The following is a 21,525-nucleotide window of genomic DNA, read 5'->3' as shown; positions in this document are numbered from 1 at the left end:
AGATGTGATGGCCAAGCATACCTACACGATCCTGTCGATGATGAAGGACGAAGGCCATTCACTGGTCGAATGGGTCGCCTATCACAAGCATATCGGCTTCGACAACATCGTCGTCTACACCAACAATTGCGGCGACGGCACCGATGACATGCTGATCCGGCTGGAGGAACTGGGCTGGGTCCAGCATTTCCGCAATGACGTTCCCGAGGGCAAGAAACCGCAGCCCAATGCGCTGGCGCTCGCCTCGCAGAACCCGGAAGTGACCGACAGCGAGTGGATCCTGACCATGGACGCGGACGAGTTCCTGTCCATCAAGGTCGGGCGTGGCTGGATCTCGGACCTCGTCGAAAAGATGGACCCCGACGCCAGCGCCATGGCGATCACCTGGCGCTTTTTCGGATCGAACGAAATTACCGAGTGGAATCCGGGCCTTGTGATCGAGAATTACACCAAGGCCGCGCCGGATATGTTCAAGAAGGGCTGGGGCGTCAAGACGCTGTTCAAACCCTATCGCGACATGAAACTGGGCATTCACCGCCCGCACATCAAGAAAGCCAAGCAAGAACCTGAAAACGCGAAACTTCTATTCGACCAGCTATGGCTGAATGGCTCGGGCAAGCCGATGCCGGACGAATTCTCGCTTTCCGGTTGGCGTTCGACCAAGCCGACGCTGGGCTACAAATGGGCCGAGCTGAACCACTACGCGGTGAAATCCTACGAGGCATATCTTTTGCGTCGGGTCCGCGGCAACGTGAACAACAAGCCCGACAAGTACAACGAGGCCTATTTCGCCCTGTTCGACCGCAACGAGGAAGAACACACCAACGTGCAACGCCACCTGCGCGGCACCAAGCGGCGCATGGCGCAGATCCTTTCCGATCCGATCATGCGAGAGTTGCAGGACAAGGCCCTGGATTTCCACAAGAAAAGGGTTCAAGTGCTGCGCGATAGCGGCGAGTATGACCACTGGCTGACCGAGCTGAAGGAAGCCTCGAAGATCCCGCTGGACGGGCTGGACGAGGTGCTGTTCGTTCAACACCTGCCGAAGGAATGGCAGGAAAAGGTCAAGGAGCTTCAGGCCCAGGGCGTGCCCGACAAGAAGATCGCCAAGATGATCGCCCAGACCCAGACCGCGAAAAAGGGCGAAACCCGGCAAGAGCTACTCAAGGCCGCGGGCCACAATCCCGAGGAGAAACTGGACGCCCATTCGCTCAAGGGCCGGGGCGATGGCGAGGCCGAAAGCCTCGACAACCCGTTCATGAACACCGAGGCCGCCGCTGGATTGGGCGTGCCCCTGGCACAGGAACGCACCCAGAAGATCGCCCTGGCCGCGCAAGCCGCCGAAAAGGACGACCCGCGTGCCGCAGACCTTCTGAAAAAGGCAGAAGCGGCGAAAAAGGCGATGGCCGCGCAACAGGCCCGGACCGAGGCCAAGGTCGACATCACCGACCCTGCGCCGCCGATCGAGACGATTCTGGACGAGGCCACGATCAGTGCCTCCGAAGGCGTGCAAAGCGCGCCTGGCACCGTGCCACCCCCGCCCGAGGTGGGCGCGCCCTTCCCCGACCCGGCCGAGGCCGCAGCGCCGACTACAAGGTCGAAGACGACCAAGTCGAAGGCGGGCACGACCAAGCGCAAGACCACGAGCCGGGCGAAATCGACCTCCAGCCGCACCAAGTCGGCGTCGAAATCCGCTGCCAAACCGAAAACGACCAGATCCACCCGCCGCAAGACGACCGCCAAGACGAAGGTCAAGTCCACCGCGGCCAAGACATGAGGCCACCCATGGCCACGACCACGACAGTCCCCGATGCCGGACGCAAGGTTCTCGTCTCGACGATGAAGAACGAGGGGCCCTATGTGCTGGAATGGCTCGCCTATCACAAATCCATCGGGATCGACGATTTCTGCATCTTTTCGAACGATTGCACCGACGGCACCAACCTGATCCTGAACCGGCTGGACCAGATGGGCGTGATAAAGCACTATGACAACCCGCTCGGTCCGCGCATGGACCCGCAGCGCCGGGCCTACAGCCGCGCGGGCCAGCTCGACTGGGTGCGCAGCGCCGATTGGGTGCTGATCGTGGACGCGGACGAATTCCTGAATGTCCATGTGGGCGATCACAGCATCGATGCGCTGATCAATCATTGCGGGGCGCCGGACGCGATCTCGGTCAACTGGCGGCTGATGGGCTCTTGCGGAGCCGCCCATTGGGACCCGAATGCGCTGGTCACCGAACGGTTCACCAAGGGGTCGTCCTTCGAAAACCCCGAAAACGGGCTGGTCTGGGGGTTCAAGACGCTGTTCCGCCCCGGAACGTTCGATTTCTTCGGCGTCCATCGGCCCAAGTTCTTCAAGCACAAGGAAATCACCGAGGACATGGCGACCTGGACCAATGCCGACGGGCGGCCCATGGGCGGCAACATCCTGCAGAAGGGGTGGCGCGGCAATGCCGAGAACGTCACCGGTGAAGGCGCCCAGGTGAACCATTACGCGATCAAGAGTCGCGAGGACTTCCTGCTCAAGCGTCTGCGCGGCACGGCCAATTCCAAGAACAAGGGCCGGATCGACATGGAGTATTGGAAGAAATACGACATCAACACGCATGAGGATACGACCATCCCAACCGCCGGCATCCGTCCACAGATGGACGCGTGGTTGCAGGATGCGGACCTGGCCGCCTTGCTGCGAGCCTGCCATGAATGCTCGCGCCGGGTGCTGGATTATCAGCTGCAGGTGCCCGAATTCCGCACCTTCATCGACACGGGCATTTTCGAACCCATGAAGGAGGCCGCCGAATGAGCGCCCGTTTCCTCTGCATCGGCACCCATCACAAGACCGGCACGATCTGGATGCGCAAGGTGTTCCGCGCCATCCAGCGCGACCAGGACATCCCCTTCATGCAATGCTACCGGGCCAAGCGCCTGGCCGATGCGGCCGAAACCGGCCCGCAGATCATCGTCAACTGGTCGTCCTCTTTCCCGCGCGAATTGATGGACATGGACCACGCCCGGTTTCTGCACATCATCCGCGATCCGCGCGACGTGCTGCTGTCTGGCATGCGCTATCACCGCATCGCGCCGCTGGGGAACGAGAAGTTCCTGCGCGAGAAGCGCGACGAATGGGACGGCAAGAACTACCAGGACCACCTGAACGCCCTGCCCGACGATCTGGCCCGCCTGATGTTCGAGATGGAACACAAGCATGACAAGACGGTGCAGGAGATGCTCAAGTGGCCCTATGGCCACCCGCGTGCGGCGGATGTGAAATACGAGGACCTGATCGAGGACGAGGATTGCAGCCAGTTCCGTGGAATCCTCGAAGACTTCGCCATCGAAGGGCTGGATATCGACCGCGCCGTGCAGTGCTACTGGGATCTCTCGCTGTTCGGCGGGTTGAAGAAAGACAGCGACCGCGAGGAACGCGTTCAGCTGCATGTCAGTTCCGGTGCGAAGGCGCAGTGGGTGACGAAACTGCCCCGCGAAATCGCAGAACCCTATGCCGACCGGTATGGGGATGCCCTGAAGGCCCTCGGCTATGCCGAGAATGACGATTGGGTGGCGCAATGCCGCCCGATGGCCGATATCGCGGCATAGTCCGGCACGCCGCCGATGGACGGAAAATCGCAGATGCCACTGGCTACATAAAACAACTCTTGCGTGTAGGCGCGCCATTTCCTAAGGGGGCACTCGATCCCGTGACCCACAAGGAAAGCAACCACCTTGAGCAGCCCTTCCGCACCTGGGACTCCCCCCAGCACCGTCGCGGTTGCCGTTGTGACGCGCGACCGACCCGAGATGCTGACGGCCTGTCTCAAGAGCTTCCTTGCCTTGGATTTGCCGCGCGGGATGACGGTTCGATTCATCATCGTGGAGAACAGCGCAACGCCGACCCTCACGCCGATCATCGAACGCTTCGCTGACGCGCTGAGGCAACGGGCGACGGTCGAGCTGATCCATGAGCCGAAGCTGGGCATTCCGGTCGCGCGCAACCGGGCGTTGTCTGCGGCCGCCGACGGGGGGGGACCGCTGGCTGGTCTTCGTCGATGATGATGAAACCGTCGCGCCGGACTGGTTGGCCTGTCTCGTTACAAGTGCCGAGGACAGAGGATTCGACCTTGCTGCAGGGCCGGTTATACCCATTGCTCCGGATTCACCTCTTTCACCGAAAGAGGCCATTATCCTTGACCACTACTCAGCCGAGGCAAGGCGCGGCGGCAGGAACCGCGAGAGGGCTCTGCAGGCAGGCGCGCCGTTCACCCATGATCTGGCCACCAACAATTGGATCGGGCGGGTTGAGGCGCTGCGCAACGAAGGGCTGCGTTTCGATGAGGCGATGGGGCATATGGGCGGGACCGATACAGACCTGTCACGCCGGGCCGCAAAGGCTGGTCTGACGCTGGGCTGGGTGCCAGAGGCGCTGGTCTATGAGGTCACGCCGAAAACGCGCCTGACCCTCGGCTACATCTTCCGGCGCGCGCGCAGCCAGACGCTGGCGAAATACTATATGCGCTATGGCAAGCAGGGGCGCCGCGCCGTTGTGCGCCCCGTATTTACGGCGATGCTGAAAGCGCTGAGTGGTCTTGGCCGCCTCGCGGTCGGCTATGCCCTGGGATCGCGAACGCAGGTAAAGGGCGTTCGGGCGCTTGGCATCGCCACCGGTTATCTTCAAGGCGTGTTTGGCCGCCGCAGCACCCTCTATCTGGAAACCGACGGCAACTGAGCGGCCAGCCCTCCCAAGGGCCTGCCCCCTAGTTGATCCGGGTGAAGCGTGGCATCTGCCGTTCCCAATAGGACGAAATCAATTCGTCCAGCTCGGGAGCGCGGACATGGCGGCGCCCGGCATTCGGCAGGAAGGTCAGCTCGCCCAAATAGATCTCGTCGCCCTTCTGATAGAGATCGACGCGGCAATACTGGTACTTGCTGCCCAGTTCGATGGCCACGTCACGGGCTCTGTCCGTGCCTTCGGGAAGCGGCTCCTCGCGCAGGTTCTCGCGCAGGAAATCATAGGGCAGGTAATTCAGGTTCTCGTCATAGATCGGGTTGTGCCGATCCTCGGTCTGGTGGCCCACATCCATCTGCAACAGCGCCATGCGCCCGTTGATCATGTGGAAACGGAAATCGGTGATCGGGCCGTCGGAGAGCCCGTCATTGAGATCCTCTTCCAGAAAGACATGAGGCGGGATGAAACGATACCACCATTGGCAGGAATTGAGGCCATAGCTGATCGACAGCCAGCGCTTCGCCTCGCTGCGGATATGCGCCATCTCGTCCTCGGAACAGGGGATGTTCACCTTGATGTTGAAATGGCTGCCGTGGTTGGCCTTGAAATAATAGCTGCCCGGCGCGATGCCCTCGAAAGAGACCTCTTCGCCCTTGGCCCATTTCTTGACGATCCGCGCGGTCTGGACCCGGTTGGCCAGCTTCTTGGGGATATAGCGGCCGACTTGCAGCTTGTCGGCGGGCTGCACCTTTGGCATCGGCATCAGCAGCGCGTGCAGCACGTTCATCGCCCCGAAGGTCTTGGGGCTGCGGAAATCGGGCCATTCGCCGGTGGCCTTGAAATAGCCACCGATACCACGGCGGACGACCTTGCGGAAATCACCCTTGTCCAGCTGGCTATGGGCGGTCATGTGCACCTTGCCGGTGGCCGCGTGCGGCGTTTCGGCGATGTTTTCTTCGTGCCAATTCATGAAATCGGTCACGAAATCCTTGATATAGGCGTCACCCACCTTTTTGCGCGGACGCCGGTCATAGTGGTATTGCTCGTAAAACGGACGCATTGAAACCTGCCAGATATGTTGCCTGCCCCGTGTTCTCCGGGGTTCAGGCTACATATCGCGGGCAAATAAGGCGTTTTTTTGACCGCGTCCCCCTTTTCGGGGGCGCAGGATCAAAGGAAACCGACCGCCGGAGACTTCGCCGCCGTTGACAGAAGCCCAAAGGCATATTCCGCGACCGAACGGAAACAGATCACCCGCAGCGATCCGTCCTGTTCCATCCAGAACGCCGCCGGGATCTGGGCCATGCGGGTGCGGCGGAACGCGCCGGGTCCGAAAGCTTCGGGCGACATGTCCACCGGGCAGAGCCGGGCGATGACCTCGCGCGCGCCAGCCCCCTCGACCGCGATCAGCGCGCGGGCGTCGGACACGTTCACCGCCAGGAAATGCTGCCCGGCCAATGCCGCGTCGATCCGGGCGACAGCATCGGCCGCTTGCCCATGGGGAACAAGCACCAGCAATTCATCCGGTGACATCCAGGCCAGCCCGGTATCGCCGGACACATGGGCCTGCCCCGCCTTGGGCATGGGCTGGCCCGTGATCTCCTTGCAGATCGCCTTGAGCTTGGTCGAGGCGAGATTGCCGCGCAGGGTGATCATGCCCTGAAGCCCTGTATCGCGGACCGTGGTGGTTCCTTCGGTCCCGCGGCCATTCAATGCGCTGGTCTCAGACATTCTGCTTCTCCCCGTCCGGGTCATAGAAGACCGGGCTGACGATCCTGGCTTTCACCTCCGACCCATCGGTCTTGACGAAGGTAATGGTTTCGCCCATCCGATCCGGCCCCTTGTGGACAAGGCCCATGGCGATGCCCCGGCCCAGCGTGGGCGAATGGTAGGTCGATGTCACACGGCCCTCGGTGTTGCGCTGGCCATTGGCATTGGTGCCCGGCGCGGCGGCATAGGCGCCGTCCGGAATGACCGAGCCATCCAGCGTTTCCAGGCCCACCAGCTGCCAGCGGTCGGGATCGACCATGTGGCTGCGTTCCTGGGCGCGCTTGCCGATATAATCGTCCTTCTTCTTCGAGATCGCCCAATGCAGCCCCAGATCCTGCGGAATCACCGTGCCATCGGTTTCATCACCGATCATGATGAACCCTTTCTCGGCGCGCATGATGTGCAGGCATTCGGTGCCATAGGGCATGACGCCGAATTCCTGCCCCGCCGCGTAAAGCGCATCCCAGAAGGCGCGGCCCTGGCTGGCGGGCACGGCGATCTCGTAGGACAGCTCACCCGAGAACGAGATGCGGAAGACCCGCGCGTCAAAGCCGCCGATCTTGCCTTCGGTCCACCCCATGAAGGTCAGCGCCTCGGCAGACAGGTCGATGTCGGACCCGAGCTTTTCCAGCACCTTGCGGGCATTGGGGCCGACGACCGCGACCTGGGCGTATTGCTCGGTCACGTTGGCGACATAGACCTTCCAGTCCCACCATTCGGTTTGCAGCCATTCCTCCATATGGGCATGAACGCTTTCGGCCCCGCCCGAGGTGGTGTGGCACAGGAACGTGTCCTCATCGAGCCGCGCCACGACGCCATCATCGCTTAGGAAACCGTTTTCCGAACACATCAGGCCATAGCGGCAGCGGCCCACCTTCAGGGTGCTCATCATGTTGGTGTAGAGCATGTCCATGAACTTGCCCGCATCCGGCCCCTTGACGATGATCTTGCCAAGGGTCGAGGCATCGAGCAGGCCCAGCTTCTCGCGGGTATTGGCGACCTCGCGCATGACCGCGTCGTGCTTGCTTTCGCCATCGCGCGGATAGCAATAGGGCCGTTTCCAATGGCCCACAGGCTCCCATGCGGCGCCGTTTTCTTCGTGCCAGTCATGGATCGGCGTCCGGCGCAGCGGCTGGAAGATCTCGCCCCGTGCCTCGCCCGCGATCGCGCCCATGGAGATGGGGGTATAGGGCGGGCGGAAGGTGGTGGTGCCAGTGGCCGGAATCGGTTGACCCAGAGCATCAGAAAGCACCGCCAATCCGTTGATATTGCTTAGCTTACCCTGATCGGTGGCCATGCCCAGCGTAGTGTAGCGCTTGGTATGCTCGACCGATTCATAGCCCTCTTGCGCGGCCAGCTGCACGTCGGACACCTTCACGTCGTTCTGGTAGTCCAGCCACATCTTGGAGCGCAGCTTGTAGCTGGCGCCCTGCGGCATCATCCAGACCGGTTGCATCGGGCTTTCCTCGGGCGCGTCGCCCTGCGGCACCTTGCCCGGCTTGCCCTTGGCGCCCGTCGCTTTGGCAGCGGCCGCGCCGGCCTCATGGGCATTTGCGACCGCGTCGCGGGTGGACATGGCGCCATGGGCGATGCCCGCGGTCAGCACGAAAGCCTCGCCCTGCGCGCCAGTGGGGGCGCGGTCGGGATCGGGGCGGAAATGGGCGTGGGCCTCGTCCCAGATCAGCTTGCCGCCGCAATGGGACCACAGGTGCACAACCGGCGACCAGCCACCCGACATGGCGACCGCGTCGCACTTGATCTCGTCCAGCACGGCGCCCTCGCCGGCCTGCGCGCAGATCGCCACGCCTTCGACCCGCTTGCCACCCTTGACCTTGGCAATCCCCTTGCCCAGCAGCACCTTGATGCCCTCGGCTTCGGCGCGTTTGGCCATGGCCCCGGCCTCGGCCCGCGCGTCGATGATCGCGGGCACTTCGAGACCGGCGGCCTTGAGGACAAAGGCGGTGCGATAGGCGTCATCGTTATTGGTGACGACCACGGTGCGGTCGCCGGGGCTGACCGCGTAGTTCACGACGTAATCGCGCACGGCGCTGGCCAGCATGACGCCGGGCAGGTCGTTTCCGGCAAAGGACAAGGGCCGCTCGATCGCACCGGTGGCGGTGACCACCTGCTTGGCCCGGATGCGCCAGAGCCGGTGACGCGGGCCGTCCATCTCGGGCGCATGATCGGTCAGACGCTCATAGGCCAGCACGTAGCCATGGTCATAGACCCCGGCGCCCATCAGGCGGGTGCGGATCTGAACATTCTCAAGGCTTTCAAGCTCTTGAAGGGCATCCTTGACCCAGTCATCGGCAGGCTTTCCGTCGATCTCGGCGCCGTCCACCGGCGCACGGCCGCCCCATTGCGCGGTCTGTTCAACCAGCAGCACCTTTGCCCCGGCGCGCCCCGCGGCCAGCGCGGCGGACAGGCCCGCCACGCCACCGCCAACAACCAGCACGTCCACGAAGGCATAGAAATGCTCGTAAGTGTCGGCGTCGCGGGTTTCCTTGTCCGGTGCCTTGCCCAGCCCCGCCGACTGGCGGATGAAGGGTTCATAGACATGTTTCCACAGCGGGCGCGGATGGATGAACATCTTGTAATAGAAGCCCGAGGGCAGAAACCGCGCCAGCGAATTGTTGATCACCCCGATATCGAATTCGAGGCTGGGAAAGTGGTTCTGCGACCCGGCCTTCAGCCCTTCGAACAGTTCGGTCGTGGTGGCACGCTGGTTCGGCTCGAACCGGGCGCCCTGCCCCATATTGACCAGCGCGTTGGGCTCTTCCGCGCCCGAGGCCACGATGCCACGCGGGCGGTGATACTTGAAGGACCGGCCCACGAGCATCTGGTCATTGGCCAGAAGCCCCGAGGCGAGCGTATCCCCGGCAAAGCCGGTCATTTGCTTGCCGTCAAAGGTGAAATGCTGCTTCTGCGACCGGTCGATGAACCGCCCGCCCTGTGCCAGACGTGTGCTCACTTGAATTCCCTCCAGGACCAGCCGGGGCGCTTGGCCGTGATGGCGTCTTTGATGTCTTGCGGCGGCTCGGTGGTCTGGGCGGAATAGGTGCCGAAGACCTCGAGCGTGGCGGTGTCGCGGGCGGCGTGGAACCACTTACCGCAGCCGTTCACATGGCGCCAGCGTTCGAAATGCACGCCGCGCGGGTTCTCGCGCAGAAACAGGTAGTTTTCGAAATCGTCATCCGAGGAGCCGGGCCCATGGCGCGTCAGATGCGCTTCGCCGCCGCCGTGAAATTCCGTCTCTTCCCCGGTGACGCCACAATAGGGGCATTCAAGGATCAGCATTGGGCTACCCTTCCTTCCTGAGTGAGCTTCGCGCCCGGCACGTGGGTGGGGGCGATGAAATCGCGCCCGCCCAGGGGGCGGGTCGGGCGCGATCGGCGATGCACGCATCGCCGAAAGGGAACAAGGCACGGTCCATCAATGCGCCACCCCCGCGGCCACTGATTCATCAATGAACTTGCCTTCGCGGAATCGCCACATGCTGAATTCATCGGCCAGCGGAGAGCCGCCCTTGGCCATAAGCTCGGCCATGGCATAGCCCGAACCCGGGATCGCCTTGAAGCCGCCGGTGCCCCAGCCGCAATTGACGAAGACGCCCTCGACCGGGGTTTTCGAGATGATTGGGGACCGGTCGCCGGTCATATCCACGATCCCACCCCATTGCCGCAGCATCTTGAGGCGGCTGATCATCGGGAAGGTCTCGACCAGCGCCCGCACGGTTTCCTCGATATGGTGGAAAGAGCCGCGCTGGGTGTAGTTGTTGTAGCCATCCGCGCCGCCGCCGATCACCATTTCTCCCTTGTCGGACTGGGACATGTAGCCATGCACCGTGTTGGCCATCACCACCACGTCCATGCAGGGTTTGATCGGCTCTGACACCAGCGCCTGAAGCGCCACGCTTTCGATGGGCAGGCGGAACCCGGCCTTTTCGGCCATGACCCCGGAATGCCCCGCCACGACGATGCCCAGCTTGTTGCAGCAGATATCGCCCAGCGTCGTTTCCACGCCGGTCACCTTGTCGCCATCGCGCTTGATGCCGGTGACTTCGCATTTCTGGATGATGTCCATGCCCATGTCGGAACAGGCGCGGGCATAGCCCCAGGCCACGGCGTCATGGCGCGCGGTGCCCGCACGGGCCTGCCAGAGACCGCCAAGAACGGGGTAGCGCGGCCCCTCAAGGTTGATGATCGGCACCAGTTCCTTGACCCGCTGGGGGCTGATGAATTCGGTTTGCACCCCCTGCAGGGCATTGGCATGGGCCGTGCGCAGGTAGCCACGCACCTCGTGCTCGGTCTGGGCCAGCATGATCACGCCGCGGGGGCTGTACATCACGTTGTAGTTCAGGTCCTGGCTGAGGGTTTCATAGAGGCTGCGCGCCTTTTCGTAGATCGCCGCCGACGGATCCTGCAGGTAGTTGGAGCGGATGATCGTGGTGTTGCGGCCGGTATTGCCGCCGCCCAGCCAGCCCTTTTCCAGCACCGCGACATTGGTGATGCCGTGATCCTTGCCAAGGTGATAGGCGGTGGCCAACCCGTGGCCGCCTGCCCCGATGATGATTGCATCATAGTGCTTTTTCGGGGTCGGAGAGCGCCAATGCCGTTCCCAACCGGAATGGTGGCGGGCGGCCTCTCGGGCGATGGCGAAGGCGGAAAAGCGTCTCATGGGCTCACTCTCGCGTGGAATCGTCTCGTCATGGTTCTGATACATGGGCCCGCGTTCAAGGATACCCACGGCGGCATTTGGATGCGCGTTTCCGACAAGCCGATCACCGAACGCCAATTTGCCGCGGAAAAGCCGAACGGAAGGTCTTTTTTCGCGCCACGCCACAGGCTACATCGGGTGGGCTATGGAACAATACCCTTGGATATTCTGGGTCGCGACCGCCGTTTTGGTGGCGCTTACCCTCGCCGCGCTCGTCGCACCTTTGATCCGCCGCCGGTCAGACGACCCGGTCGACGAGGTGACCGATATCGACATCTACAAGTCGCAGCTCGAAGAAGTCGAGCGCGACCTGGCAAGGGGCGTGCTGAATTCCGAAGAGGCCGAGCGCACCCGCACAGAAATCGCCCGCCGCTTGCTGGCCGCCGACAAGGCCGGTTCGCGCGCCACGAGCGACGCGCCCCAGGGGCTGAACCGGGCGCTGGCCGTCGTCACCGTTCTCGGAATCGCGGGGGCCGGTATCTGGGGCTATGTGGAACTGGGGGCGCCGGGCTATGCGGACCAGCCGCGTTCGGAACGTCTGCTGCGTGCGGAGGAATTGCGGGAAGGCCGCCCGACCCAGCGCGAGGCCGAGGCCCGGATCACCGACAAGATCGCCGCGACCGCCCAGGTCGGTGACGACGTGCGCGAGATGATCGAGCGCCTGCGCGAGATCGTCCCGACCCGGCCCGACGATCTGAACGGATGGCAATTGCTGGCCGACAACGAAGGCCGCCTGCTGAATTTCGAGGGGGCGGCACAGGCCCAAACCCGCGTTGTCGCGCTCAAGGGTGAAGAGGCCACCGAGACCGACCGCTACCGGCTCGCCTTCTATCGGTTCATCGCTGATGACGGCGCGGTCAGCCCGGACCTCCAAGCCCTCATCGGCGAGGTGGCCGAGGATCGCGACGCCCGCACCGACCTCTGGCAGGCCATGGCGCTGGATGCCCGTTCGATCGGCCATTTCCAGGCTGCGGCCCGCGCCCAGGAACGGTATCTCGCCGCCGTCGGCGAAAACGCCGTGCCCGCCGACTACCAGGATTTGCTGGACTACCTGGTCAGCGCGGCGGGCGGTATTGTCACGCCCGAGGCCGAAACCATCGCCGTGCGCCTGTTGCAGCGCGACGAGGGCAATCCGGCCGCGCTCTATTACGCGGGGCTGCTCTATTACCAGACGGACCGGCCGGACCGCGCTTTCAACTTCTACCGCCGCGTGATCGAAACCGGAACGCCGGGCACCCTGCACTACACCATGGCCGCCGGCCAGATCGAGGACGTGGCCTGGCTGGCGGGCAAGGATTACACCCTGCCCGAGACCCAGACGCGTGGCCCCTCCGCCGCCGATATGGCTGCTGCCCAGGACATGTCCGAAGAGGACCGCGCGGCGATGATCGGCGGCATGGTCTCGTCCCTTTCGGAGCGGCTCGCCAACGAGGGCGGCCCTCCCGAGGAATGGGCCCAGCTGATCCGCGCGCTTGGTGTGTTGGGCGAGACCGAACGGGCCGCGGCCATCTGGGGCGAAGCGCAAGAGGTGTTCGCCGCCTCCGACGCGGCCATCGGCACGATCCGCAGCGCCGCGCGCGCCGCCGGTGTCGCCGAATGATCCACGAAACGCCCGAGGAGTTCATTGCCGCCCTGTCGCCCATGGCCCCCCTTGCCGGTCTGGACCTTGGCACCAAGACCATCGGCGTCGCGGTCTCCGACAGCCTGCACACCGTGGCCACCCCGCTTGAGACCATCAAGCGCAAGAAATTCACCGTCGATGCCGAGGCGCTTCTGGCGATTGTTGCCAAGCGCCAGGTGGGTGGGCTGGTCCTGGGCCTGCCGCGCAACATGGACGGGACCGAGGGCCCGCGCGCCCAATCCACCCGCGCCTTCGCCCGCAACCTCTCGCGCATGACCGACCTGCCGATCACCTATTGGGACGAAAGATTGTCCACGGTGGCCGCCGAACGGGCCCTGCTGGAGGCGGATGCGACACGAAAACGTCGCGCAGAGGTCATAGACCACGTCGCCGCCGGTGTTATCCTGCAAGGCATGCTGGATCGCATGCGCAACATCAGGGCGGGATCATGACAAGACCGGAACATACCGATCACATCTGGAAGCGGGCGGAAATCGAAAGCCCCTGCATCAAGGTCTGCGTGATCCACCCCGAGGCCCGTATCTGCACCGGGTGCCACCGGTCGATCGAGGAAATCGGCAGCTGGGCGCGGATGACGCCCGAGGACCGACGCGCCGTCATGGAAGAGCTGCCGGAGCGGGCCAAACTGCTGAAAGTCCGCCGCGGCGGCCGCGCAGCCCGGCTCAAACGCTAGGGCCTCCGTTCGGTCCAGTCCCGCGCTTGGGCGAATTGCGGGCGGAAATAGGCCATGAGGCGCGGGTCTTCGCCTTCGCCCTGCCAGGGCGCGATGCCATGCACCGCCAGCCGGTGCATCAACACCGCCTCGCCCAGCCGCAGATGCAGGGGCACCATTTCGCACCGCTCGAACACCTCGGCGCGGGCGACCTTGTAAGCCTCGGTCACATCCCCGCCCATGGCTGCCCCGGCCAGCGCATCCCGCATGATCTCGTGGCTGCCCTCCCAGACGACCAGCGGGCTTTGCCCCACATTCGACAGGCTGATGCCAAGCACGAAGGCATGTGGCTCGCGCAGGATGCGCCGCCCGTCCTCAAGGTGCAGACCGTCAACATGGGCGCCGCAGCGGTCGCGTCGGAACCGGTGCGCGGCGTCGCTTTCGCCCGGATCGCGACCCGGATATCCGCGATAGATCGCTGACAGCTGTGCTTTGTGCCAACGGCCGGGCCAGATGCCGCGCAGCCCTTGCGGAAAGGGCACCCCGCCGATGCTGCCATCGGGATCGTTGGGCAGGACATCGACCCCGACGAACCATGTCTTTTCATGGCGCAGCCAGCGATCGCGCAGGGCCTGGTCATCCAGCAGAACCTCGCCCACCGACCGGGCGGCCTCGGCCCAGCCTCGCAGGCCCGGCAGGTCGCGCATCACCTGGTATCCTCGCCCGTCGACCATGCCCCTACCAGCCCAGTGCCTTGCGCAGCATGTTCAGCGCAACGAGCATCAGGAACACCCCGAAAACCCGCTTGAGCGGCTTGGGATCCAGCCGATGCGCCAGTGCCGCCCCCCAGGGCGCGGTGATCAGTGTCATGGCGATGACGAGGCCGAAGGCCGGCAGGTTCACTGCCCCCACCGACAGCGGCGGCGCCACGGCCATGTCCACAAGCAGGAAGCCCAGCACCGAGGGCACAGCGATGATCACGCCGAACCCGGCGGCAGTGGCCACGGCCTTGTGGATCGGTTTACCGTAAAGCGTCATCACCGGCACGCCGAAGCTGCCGCCACCGATGCCCATCAGCACCGACAACAGCCCCATCAGCGGGGCCAGCAGCCACTTGACCGGCCCGGTCGGCATGGCCTGCCCCAGACGCCAGGCGCTGTTTCCAAGGGTCATGTAGAGCGCGACGGAAAAGGCCAGCCCGCCGAAAATCGCTTGCAACACCTCCGAGCGCAGCTGCGCCGCCACGGTGACCCCGACAAGCGCACCCAGCGCAATCCCCGGCCCCCAGCCGCGCAGGACCCCCCAGTCAACCGCGCCCTTCTTGTTATGGCTCAGAACCGAGCGGATCGAGGTCACGATGATCGTGGCCAGCGAGGTTGCAAGGCACATCTGCATCAGTTGTGGACTGTCATAGCCCAACCCGGCAAACGCGTAGTAGAAGGCCGGGACGAGGATGATGCCCCCGCCGACGCCCAGCAGACCGGCCAGCACCCCGGCAAAGGCCCCGATGGCCATCAACATGGCCCCCATGCCCAGCAGCAGTGTCAAGTCGGGCATGGCCCCTCCGGTCCTTTGATCCGCCCCTAGCTTAGCCCGGAGGCCGGCGCTAGCACTAGTCGGCCTCGATCCGGAAATCCTCATGGCAGGCGCCACAGGTCTGCGCCATGGCCGCGAATTCCGCGCCCGGTGGGCTGTCAGACGTTGCGGCGGCTTGTGCCAGCGCCTCGGCCCGCTCTTCCAGTGTCGTCGACAGGTCCGCAAACCGGTCGAGATCCTCCCAGATCGCAGGCGCGGCTTCACTTGGTGCCACCAACGAGCCCTCGGGGAACTTCTCGACGAGCGGCTGGCCGGAATGGCTGGCGATCCGGCGTGCGGCCTCTGCATAGGCGTCCGCGTCATAGGCCACCTGACCACGTGACATCGGCACGATCACCTTCATCGCCTCGGCCAAGGCCACCATGGCATCCATGCGTTCCTTGACCACCCCGGTGGCGCCGCTGTGGGCCAGCGCCGCACCCCCGACCGCCATGGCGGCCAGCGTTCCAATCATCTGTTTCACGAGGATTTCTCCTGCTTCGGACCGTGTTTTCGGGCAGACAGATAGCGCGGATCACCGGGCGGGCCAACCGGTCAGGCTGCGGCCCGGTCCATCGCCTCCAGCGCGCGGTCCAGCACGTCCAGCCCGGCCCCCTCGCGGTGGCCCTGCTCGGACAGGACTCGCCGCCATTGCCGCGCCCCCGGGCGGCCTGCGAACAGGCCCAGCATGTGCCGTGTCACCTGCGCCAGCTTGCCACCCTCGGACAGATGCGCGGCAATATAGGGGCGCATCGCCTCGACCACCTCCAGCCGGTCCGGGCCGGGCGCGCCTCCGAATAGGGCCCGGTCGGCGTCCAGCAGGATATCCGCCGGGTTGTGATAGGCGGCCCGCCCGATCATCACCCCGTCAAGCCCCCGGTCCAGATGCGTCCGTGCCTCCGCAAGCGATGCGATGCCGCCATTGACCGAGATATGCAGGTCGGGAAATTTCGCCTTCATCCGATGCACGAGGTCATGGTCCAGCGGCGGGATATCGCGGTTTTCCTTGGGCGAAAGCCCTTGCAGCCAAGCCTTGCGGGCATGGATCGTGATCCGCTTCACCCCGGCCGCACGAATCTTTTCAAGAAAGTCCGGCAGCACCTCTTCGGGGTCCTGGTCGTCCACGCCGATCCGGCATTTCACGGTCACCTCGGCCGGTTGGGCCGCGATCATCGCGTCACAGCACTCGGCCACCAGGTCAGGCGTGCGCATCAGGACCGCGCCGAAGGTACCCGATTGCACCCGGTCCGAGGGACAGCCGCAATTGAGGTTGATCTCGTCATATCCCTCGTTGGCGCCCATCCGTGCGGCCTCTGCCAGCTCGGCCGGGTCCGACCCGCCAAGCTGCAACGCGACCGGATGCTCGGCCGCGTCGAACCGAAGCAGGTGCCGCGCCCCGCCACGCACCAACGCAGGGGCCGTGACCATTTCAGTGTAGAGCAAGGATCGACGCGACATCAGCCGGTGAAAGAACCGGCAATGCCGGTCGGTCCAATCCATCATGGGCGCAATGGAAAGACGTGCTGCCTGTGTGGCTGCATTCAGTGGCATTCGGCGATCTCCTCGAGGGCGCTCTACCGGAACGGACCCGCTTTGCACACCCTATGCACAGGAAAGGCGGTGCGCCACCCTGCCCCGTGCTAAGAAAGTGGTCAGCTTGATGGAATCGGCACGATACCTGTTCGAGGGTGATACCCGGCAAGACCCACGGCGCTTCATCCGGTGGCCGACTCGCGGATGGGCGCACTCGGTCCAATCATGGGGCGGGTCACCCGTTCCCGCAGCCTCGAAGAAAAGGTGCCATATGGCAAGACCTGCGACCGGACCAAGGCCGCACCACCGTTCGGCATTATCGACAGGCAATCGGACGACCGTGCCCAATGCGCCATCGGGTCTGGGCAATCCTGCGGTGACGGGGCATACTTTCCTGTCATGACCGCCCGCCGCCCCAGACCCTTCACCATATCGCGCCTGCCGCGTCTGCTTCTGCTGGGGTTGGCACTCATGATGTTGGCCGCTTTGGCCGTGCTGCCGCGGGTGGAACGCTATTTCGTGATCCAGACCGCGATGCGCGAAGAGGCGACCCTGCGCCTGGCCACGCAATCCTTGCGCGGGGCGCTGGCCCGAACCGAAGTTCTGCCCGGCCTTCTGGCCGAGCGTCCGATCCTGACACGAATCCTCCGTGATCCCGACAATCAGGGCCTCGTGCCCTATGCAAATGAACAATTGCGCCAATCGACCCTGACGCTGGACGTGGCCGATATCTGGGTGATGGATGCCGACGGCCTGACCATCGCGGCCAGCAACTACCGGCGCGACAAATCCTTCGTCGGCAGGCGCTTCGACTACCGCCCCTATTTCCGCGATGCCATCGACAACGGACGCGGGCGTTTTCACGCCTTGGGCACGACCTCGGGCCAGCGTGGTTATTATTTCGCCGCGCCGATCCTCGACGGGACCGAAATCGTCGGTGTCATCGCGGTCAAGCTGCGGCTCGACGATTTCGAAGCCGCCTGGCGCGAAAGTGACAACACGGTTCTGGTCACCGATCAGAACGCCGTGGTGTTCCTGTCCGACCGGGAGGATTGGCGCTTTGCCACGCTGCGCGCGATCCCCGACGGCGCGCTGGAAACCATCGCGGCCACACGGCAATACCCGCTGGATCGCCTGCACCCGCTGGACGCCACCCGCGAGGCCCTCGCGCCCGGTCATGACCTCGTGACCGTGCGCGCCCCCGGGGGGACGGAGGACTACGTCACCAATACCGCCCTGATCGCCTCGGCGGGGTGGCAGGTCATGCTGCTGACGCCCACGCGCCCGGCGATCCTGCAAGCCCGGCAAAGCCTGGCGCTCGCCGTTCTGGGGCTGATGTTCGCCGGCCTTGTGGCGGTGCTTTACCTGCAAAGGCGGGCGCGCTTGGTCGAGCGGCTCGAACAGCAACGCCGCTATCGCGAACAACTGGAAAGGCGGGTCGCGGAACGCACCGCCGACCTCAATGACGCCAACGCCCGGCTCATGCAGGAAGTCGAGGAACGCAAATCGACCGAGGACCGGCTGCGCCGCACCCAGACGGAACTCGTGCAAGCCGGCAAGCTGGCCGCCCTGGGCCAGATGTCGGCCGCCCTGAGCCATGAATTCAACCAGCCCCTGGCGGCGGTCAAGGCCTATGCCGAGAACGCCGCGACCTTCCTCGACCGCGACCGGCCCGCCGAGGCGCGTGACAATATCGGGCTGATCTCGCAGATGGCCGACCGGATGGCTTCAATCTCCAAGCACCTGCGCAATTTCGCACGCCGCCCGCAGGACAAGATCGGGGCCGTGCCGCTTCTGGCCGTGCTCGACGACGCTCTGGAACTGATGGCCCCGAAACTCAAGGCGGCGGGGGCCGAGCTGCGCTTTGACCGACCGCGGGCCGAGATCCAGGTGATGGGCGGGCGAGTGCGGCTGCAACAGGTGCTGGTCAACCTTCTGTCCAACGCGCTCGATGCCATGGAACATCACGCGACCCCGATCATCGAGATCACCGTTCATAGCGCGGGCGGCCGCCATCGCGTGGATGTGCGCGACCGAGGGCCGGGGCTGGACGACGACGCGCTGGCGCAGCTGTTCGATCCGTTCTTCACCACCAAGAGTCCGGGCAAGGGGCTGGGCCTGGGCCTGTCGATCTCCTACAATATCGTGCGCGATTTCGGCGGCACGCTGGCCGCGCGCAACCATCCCGAAGGCGGCGCGGTGTTCTCCGTGGACCTGGCCGCCGCCGACCCTGACACGCAAGAGGCCATCGCCGCCCAATGACGCCCGAGACCATCCTGTTCGTCGATGACGAAGACCACCTGCGTCTGGCGGCGCGGCAAGCGCTGCACCTGGACGACCTCGACGTGCAGTGCTTTGCCGAGGCGGGCACGGCGCTGTCCCATGTCGCGCGCGATTTCCCCGGCATTCTGGTGACAGACATTCGCATGCCCGGCATGGATGGTCTGGACCTGATGGCACGGGCGCTGGAGATCGACCCGGAATTTCCGGTGATCCTGGTGACGGGTCACGGCGATGTGGATCTTGCCGTTCAGTCCATGCGCGACGGCGCCTATGACTTCCTCGAAAAGCCCTACGCACCGGCCCGGCTGATCTCGACGGTGCGTCGGGCCTTGGACAAGCGCCGGCTGACGCTGGAAAACCGCGCCCTGCGCCGCCAGGTGGGCAGACGCGACACGATAGAGGCGCGGCTGACCGGGCGTTCGGGCATCATGACGCGGCTGCGCGACCAGATCCGCGCCATCGCCGAGACCGAGGCCGACGTGCTGATCCAGGGCGAGACCGGGACCGGCAAAGAGGTGGCCGCACGCGCCCTGCACCGGGCCAGCCCCCGCGGGGACAAACCCTTCGTTCATATAAACTGCGCCGCCCTGCCCGCCGACCTGATCGAAAGCGAGCTGTTCGGCCACGAGGCCGGGGCCTATCCCGGCGCCACCCGGGCGCGCTTTGGCAAGTTCGAACACGCCCGCGGCGGCACGGTGTTCCTCGACGAGATCGACGCGATGAGCCAGCCGTTGCAAGCCAAGCTGCTGACCGCGATCCAGAACCGCACGATCTCGCGGCTTGGCTCCAACGACCCGGTCGAGCTGGACGTGCGATTCATCGCCGCCTCGAAGCGTGACCTCGAACAGGCCGCCGCCAGTGGTGATTTCCGGGCCGACCTGCTTTACCGGCTCAATGTCGTGACCCTGCGCCTGCCCACACTGGCCGAGCGGCGCGAGGACGTGCCCCGGCTCTTTGCGCACCTGGTGGCCGAGGCGGCGGCCCGCTACAAGCGCCCGGCCCCGGACATCCCCGGCGCGGTGCTGGATGCGGTATCGGCCCGCGACTGGCCCGGCAATGTGCGCGAATTGCGCAACGCCGCCGACCGGTTCGCCCTGGGCCTGGCGCTGGATATCGGGACAGACACGGCCGGCGATGCGCCCGACGACACCCTGGCGGCACGCCTGGCCTCCCACGAAAAATCGCTGATCGCCGCCAGCCTCGCCGCCAATGGTGGTCGTCTGCGCGACACCTATGAATCACTCGGGCTCAGCCGCAAGGCGCTCTACGAAAAGATGCAGAAACACGGGTTGTCGCGGGACGATTTCGCCGAACCCGACTAGGCCCGCCCCGCCGGATGTGTCGCAAAGGGAACATCGCGGATGCCGATTTGTCCCGATCCCGACCCAAAGCGCGCGGTTTTTTAGATCCGGGCCGATTTTTTTCGTGGCCGCCGGTTGAGCGGCGGGCACCCGAAACGTCAGGACTTCGCCACATGGCCCGACCTCGGGCCCCGGTCGAAGAGGAGGCTTCGTCCGGACATGGCCGGTGAAAGACCGGCGAACAGGAGGATTTCAAGATGAAAATCACCAAGATCACGGCGCTCGCGCTGACCACGACCCTCGCCACCGGCGCAGCATTCGCGCAAGACCGCGACGGCTGGCCCGAAAGCTTCACGGTGGGCACCGCCTCTCAGGGCGGCACCTATTTCGCCTATGGTTCGGGCTGGGCCAACCTGGTCGCCGAAGAGCTGGGCCTGACCGGCGGCGGCGAAGTCACCGGTGGCCCGATGCAGAACATGGCGCTGGTCCATACTGGCGAAGCCCAGTTCGGCATGACCACGATGGGCCCGGCGGCGGAATCGCTGCAAGGCACCAACCCGATCGCCCCCGGCCTGGCTATGACCAATGCCTGCGCCATGTTCCCGATGTATCAGACCCCGTTCTCGGTGACGGCGCTGTCGTCCTCGGGGATCTCCTCGATCGCCGATATCCCGGCAGGTGCGCGGATCGGCTTCGGCCCGGCGGGGTCCACCTCGGACACCTACTTCCCGCGCATGATGGAAGAGCTGGGCGTCGATTTCGAGCGCCGCAATGGTGGCTGGTCCGACCTGGGCGGCCAGTTGCAGGACGGTCTGCTTGACGTGATCGCCTTCGCCGCCGGCGTGCCGGTGCCCGCGGTCAGCCAGCTGGAAGTGCAGACCGACGTGAACATCATCGAATTCACCGAGGAAGAACAGGCACAGATCATGGCCGCGTTCCCGGTGTCCGAGTTCGACATCGCCGCCGACACCTACACCACGCTGGAAAGTGATGCGCGGTCGGTGTCCATGTGGAACTTCGCCATTGCCAATTGCGACCTGCCCGCCAGCTTCGTCTACGAAGTCGTGGACGTGGTGATGTCGGATAACGAGCGCATGGTGAACATCCACCGCGCGGCCCGGTCGACCCTGCCCGAGAACTGGGACAAGAACACCGTCCTGATGTGGCATCCGGGTGCCGCCCAGTGGTTCACCGAGAATGCCGGTGCGGAGATCGCCGCCGACATGATCCACGGCGACATGTAATCCGGGCCAAAAGGCCAAAAGACCATGCCGCGCCCCTCACCCGGGCGCGGCATTTTCAAATCGGGATCCGCGGACGGCCCCGGC

At 64.7% G+C, this 21,525-nt stretch carries 20 protein-coding genes; 11 read left to right on the top strand and 9 right to left on the bottom strand.

Translation table 11 applies throughout. The features are described 5' to 3' along the window. Positions 1-7 precede the first annotated feature (7 nt). From DFK10_RS06405 to DFK10_RS06385, 5 genes are all read left to right on the top strand, one after another. Positions 8-1,777 carry a glycosyltransferase family 2 protein gene (locus DFK10_RS06405; RefSeq protein ID WP_235866781.1) on the top strand — a complete coding sequence of 590 codons (1,770 nt, stop codon included), beginning with the start codon at positions 8-10 and terminating at the stop codon, positions 1,775-1,777. Positions 1,778-1,785: 8 nt separating this feature from the next. Continuing rightward, the gene (locus DFK10_RS06400; protein WP_109387780.1) at positions 1,786-2,805 is read left to right on the top strand and encodes a glycosyltransferase family 2 protein; all 1,020 of its coding nucleotides are present in this window, start codon (positions 1,786-1,788) and stop codon (positions 2,803-2,805) included. Continuing rightward, positions 2,802-3,599, top strand: coding sequence for a sulfotransferase domain-containing protein (locus DFK10_RS06395; RefSeq protein ID WP_217810079.1), 798 nt, complete (start codon positions 2,802-2,804; stop codon positions 3,597-3,599). The genes DFK10_RS06400 and DFK10_RS06395 overlap by 4 nt, the downstream gene beginning before the upstream one ends. A 201-nt stretch (positions 3,600-3,800) precedes the next feature. Beyond that, positions 3,801-4,052, top strand: a complete 252-nt coding sequence (locus tag DFK10_RS06390; RefSeq protein ID WP_217810078.1) for a hypothetical protein — start codon at positions 3,801-3,803, stop codon at positions 4,050-4,052. After that, a complete protein-coding gene (locus DFK10_RS06385) occupies positions 3,961-4,725 on the top strand; it encodes a glycosyltransferase family 2 protein (RefSeq protein WP_109387774.1) in 765 nt (254 codons plus the stop codon). Before DFK10_RS06390 ends, DFK10_RS06385 begins: the two co-directional genes overlap by 92 nt. Positions 4,726-4,753: 28 nt before the next feature. On the opposite strand, the gene DFK10_RS06380 is transcribed toward DFK10_RS06385, so the two are convergent. The 5 genes from DFK10_RS06380 to DFK10_RS06360 form a co-directional block, all read right to left on the bottom strand. Further along, entirely contained in the window at positions 4,754-5,785 is a 1,032-nt protein-coding gene (locus DFK10_RS06380) for an ATP-grasp fold amidoligase family protein (protein ID WP_109387772.1), read from the bottom strand. 110 nt (positions 5,786-5,895) lie between these two features. Further along, a complete protein-coding gene (locus tag DFK10_RS06375; RefSeq protein ID WP_109387770.1) occupies positions 5,896-6,456 on the bottom strand; it encodes a sarcosine oxidase subunit gamma in 561 nt (186 codons plus the stop codon). Continuing rightward, a complete protein-coding gene (locus DFK10_RS06370) occupies positions 6,449-9,466 on the bottom strand; it encodes a sarcosine oxidase subunit alpha family protein (RefSeq protein WP_109387768.1) in 3,018 nt (1,005 codons plus the stop codon). The genes DFK10_RS06375 and DFK10_RS06370 overlap by 8 nt, the downstream gene beginning before the upstream one ends. After that, positions 9,463-9,792 carry a sarcosine oxidase subunit delta gene (locus DFK10_RS06365; protein WP_109387766.1) on the bottom strand — a complete coding sequence of 110 codons (330 nt, stop codon included), beginning with the start codon at positions 9,790-9,792 and terminating at the stop codon, positions 9,463-9,465. Before DFK10_RS06365 ends, DFK10_RS06370 begins: the two co-directional genes overlap by 4 nt. Positions 9,793-9,927: 135 nt before the next feature. Beyond that, positions 9,928-11,172: a sarcosine oxidase subunit beta family protein gene (locus DFK10_RS06360; RefSeq protein WP_109388044.1), complete on the bottom strand. Its 1,245-nt coding sequence runs from the start codon at positions 11,170-11,172 to the stop codon at positions 9,928-9,930. Between the two features lie 184 nt (positions 11,173-11,356). Between DFK10_RS06360 and ccmI the strand changes: the two genes are divergently transcribed. The 3 genes from ccmI to DFK10_RS06345 are packed head-to-tail and all read left to right on the top strand — an operon-like array spanning position 11,357 to position 13,526. Then, positions 11,357-12,811, top strand: a complete 1,455-nt coding sequence (gene ccmI / locus DFK10_RS06355; RefSeq protein ID WP_217810077.1) for a c-type cytochrome biogenesis protein CcmI — start codon at positions 11,357-11,359, stop codon at positions 12,809-12,811. After that, entirely contained in the window at positions 12,808-13,284 is a 477-nt protein-coding gene (gene ruvX, locus DFK10_RS06350) for a Holliday junction resolvase RuvX (protein WP_109387762.1), read from the top strand. Before ccmI ends, ruvX begins: the two co-directional genes overlap by 4 nt. Beyond that, positions 13,281-13,526 carry a DUF1289 domain-containing protein gene (locus tag DFK10_RS06345; protein WP_109387760.1) on the top strand — a complete coding sequence of 82 codons (246 nt, stop codon included), beginning with the start codon at positions 13,281-13,283 and terminating at the stop codon, positions 13,524-13,526. Before ruvX ends, DFK10_RS06345 begins: the two co-directional genes overlap by 4 nt. On the opposite strand, the gene DFK10_RS06340 is transcribed toward DFK10_RS06345, so the two are convergent. The 4 genes from DFK10_RS06340 to dusA form a co-directional block, all read right to left on the bottom strand. Then, complete coding sequence (locus tag DFK10_RS06340; RefSeq protein ID WP_109387758.1) at positions 13,523-14,239, bottom strand: hypothetical protein; 717 nt, start codon at positions 14,237-14,239, stop codon at positions 13,523-13,525. The two genes, DFK10_RS06345 and DFK10_RS06340, sit on opposite strands and share 4 nt — an antisense overlap. Before the next feature lie 4 nt (positions 14,240-14,243). Next, positions 14,244-15,062 (bottom strand): sulfite exporter TauE/SafE family protein, encoded by an 819-nt coding sequence (locus tag DFK10_RS06335; protein ID WP_109387756.1) that lies wholly within the window; start codon positions 15,060-15,062, stop codon positions 14,244-14,246. Positions 15,063-15,117: 55 nt separating this feature from the next. Further along, positions 15,118-15,555 carry a c-type cytochrome gene (locus tag DFK10_RS06330; RefSeq protein WP_109388042.1) on the bottom strand — a complete coding sequence of 146 codons (438 nt, stop codon included), beginning with the start codon at positions 15,553-15,555 and terminating at the stop codon, positions 15,118-15,120. An 80-nt stretch (positions 15,556-15,635) separates the two neighbouring features. After that, the gene (dusA, locus tag DFK10_RS06325) at positions 15,636-16,631 is read right to left on the bottom strand and encodes a tRNA dihydrouridine(20/20a) synthase DusA (protein WP_109387754.1); all 996 of its coding nucleotides are present in this window, start codon (positions 16,629-16,631) and stop codon (positions 15,636-15,638) included. 207 nt (positions 16,632-16,838) lie between these two features. On the opposite strand from dusA, the gene DFK10_RS06320 reads away from it, so the two are divergent. From DFK10_RS06320 to DFK10_RS06310, 3 genes are all read left to right on the top strand, one after another. After that, positions 16,839-18,875 (top strand): sensor histidine kinase, encoded by a 2,037-nt coding sequence (locus tag DFK10_RS06320; RefSeq protein ID WP_235866780.1) that lies wholly within the window; start codon positions 16,839-16,841, stop codon positions 18,873-18,875. Next, positions 18,872-20,218 carry a sigma-54-dependent transcriptional regulator gene (locus DFK10_RS06315; RefSeq protein WP_109387752.1) on the top strand — a complete coding sequence of 449 codons (1,347 nt, stop codon included), beginning with the start codon at positions 18,872-18,874 and terminating at the stop codon, positions 20,216-20,218. The genes DFK10_RS06320 and DFK10_RS06315 overlap by 4 nt, the downstream gene beginning before the upstream one ends. A gap of 236 nt (positions 20,219-20,454) precedes the next feature. Further along, positions 20,455-21,441, top strand: a complete 987-nt coding sequence (locus tag DFK10_RS06310) for a TAXI family TRAP transporter solute-binding subunit (protein WP_109387750.1) — start codon at positions 20,455-20,457, stop codon at positions 21,439-21,441. Positions 21,442-21,525: the final 84 nt, after the last annotated feature.

Source organism: Salibaculum griseiflavum (genome assembly GCF_003129565.1).
Taxonomy (GTDB): Bacteria; Pseudomonadota; Alphaproteobacteria; order Rhodobacterales; family Rhodobacteraceae; genus Salibaculum; species Salibaculum griseiflavum.
The sequence above is the reverse complement of the archived record's forward strand: the minus strand, read 5'-3'. Positions and strand labels throughout refer to the sequence as shown.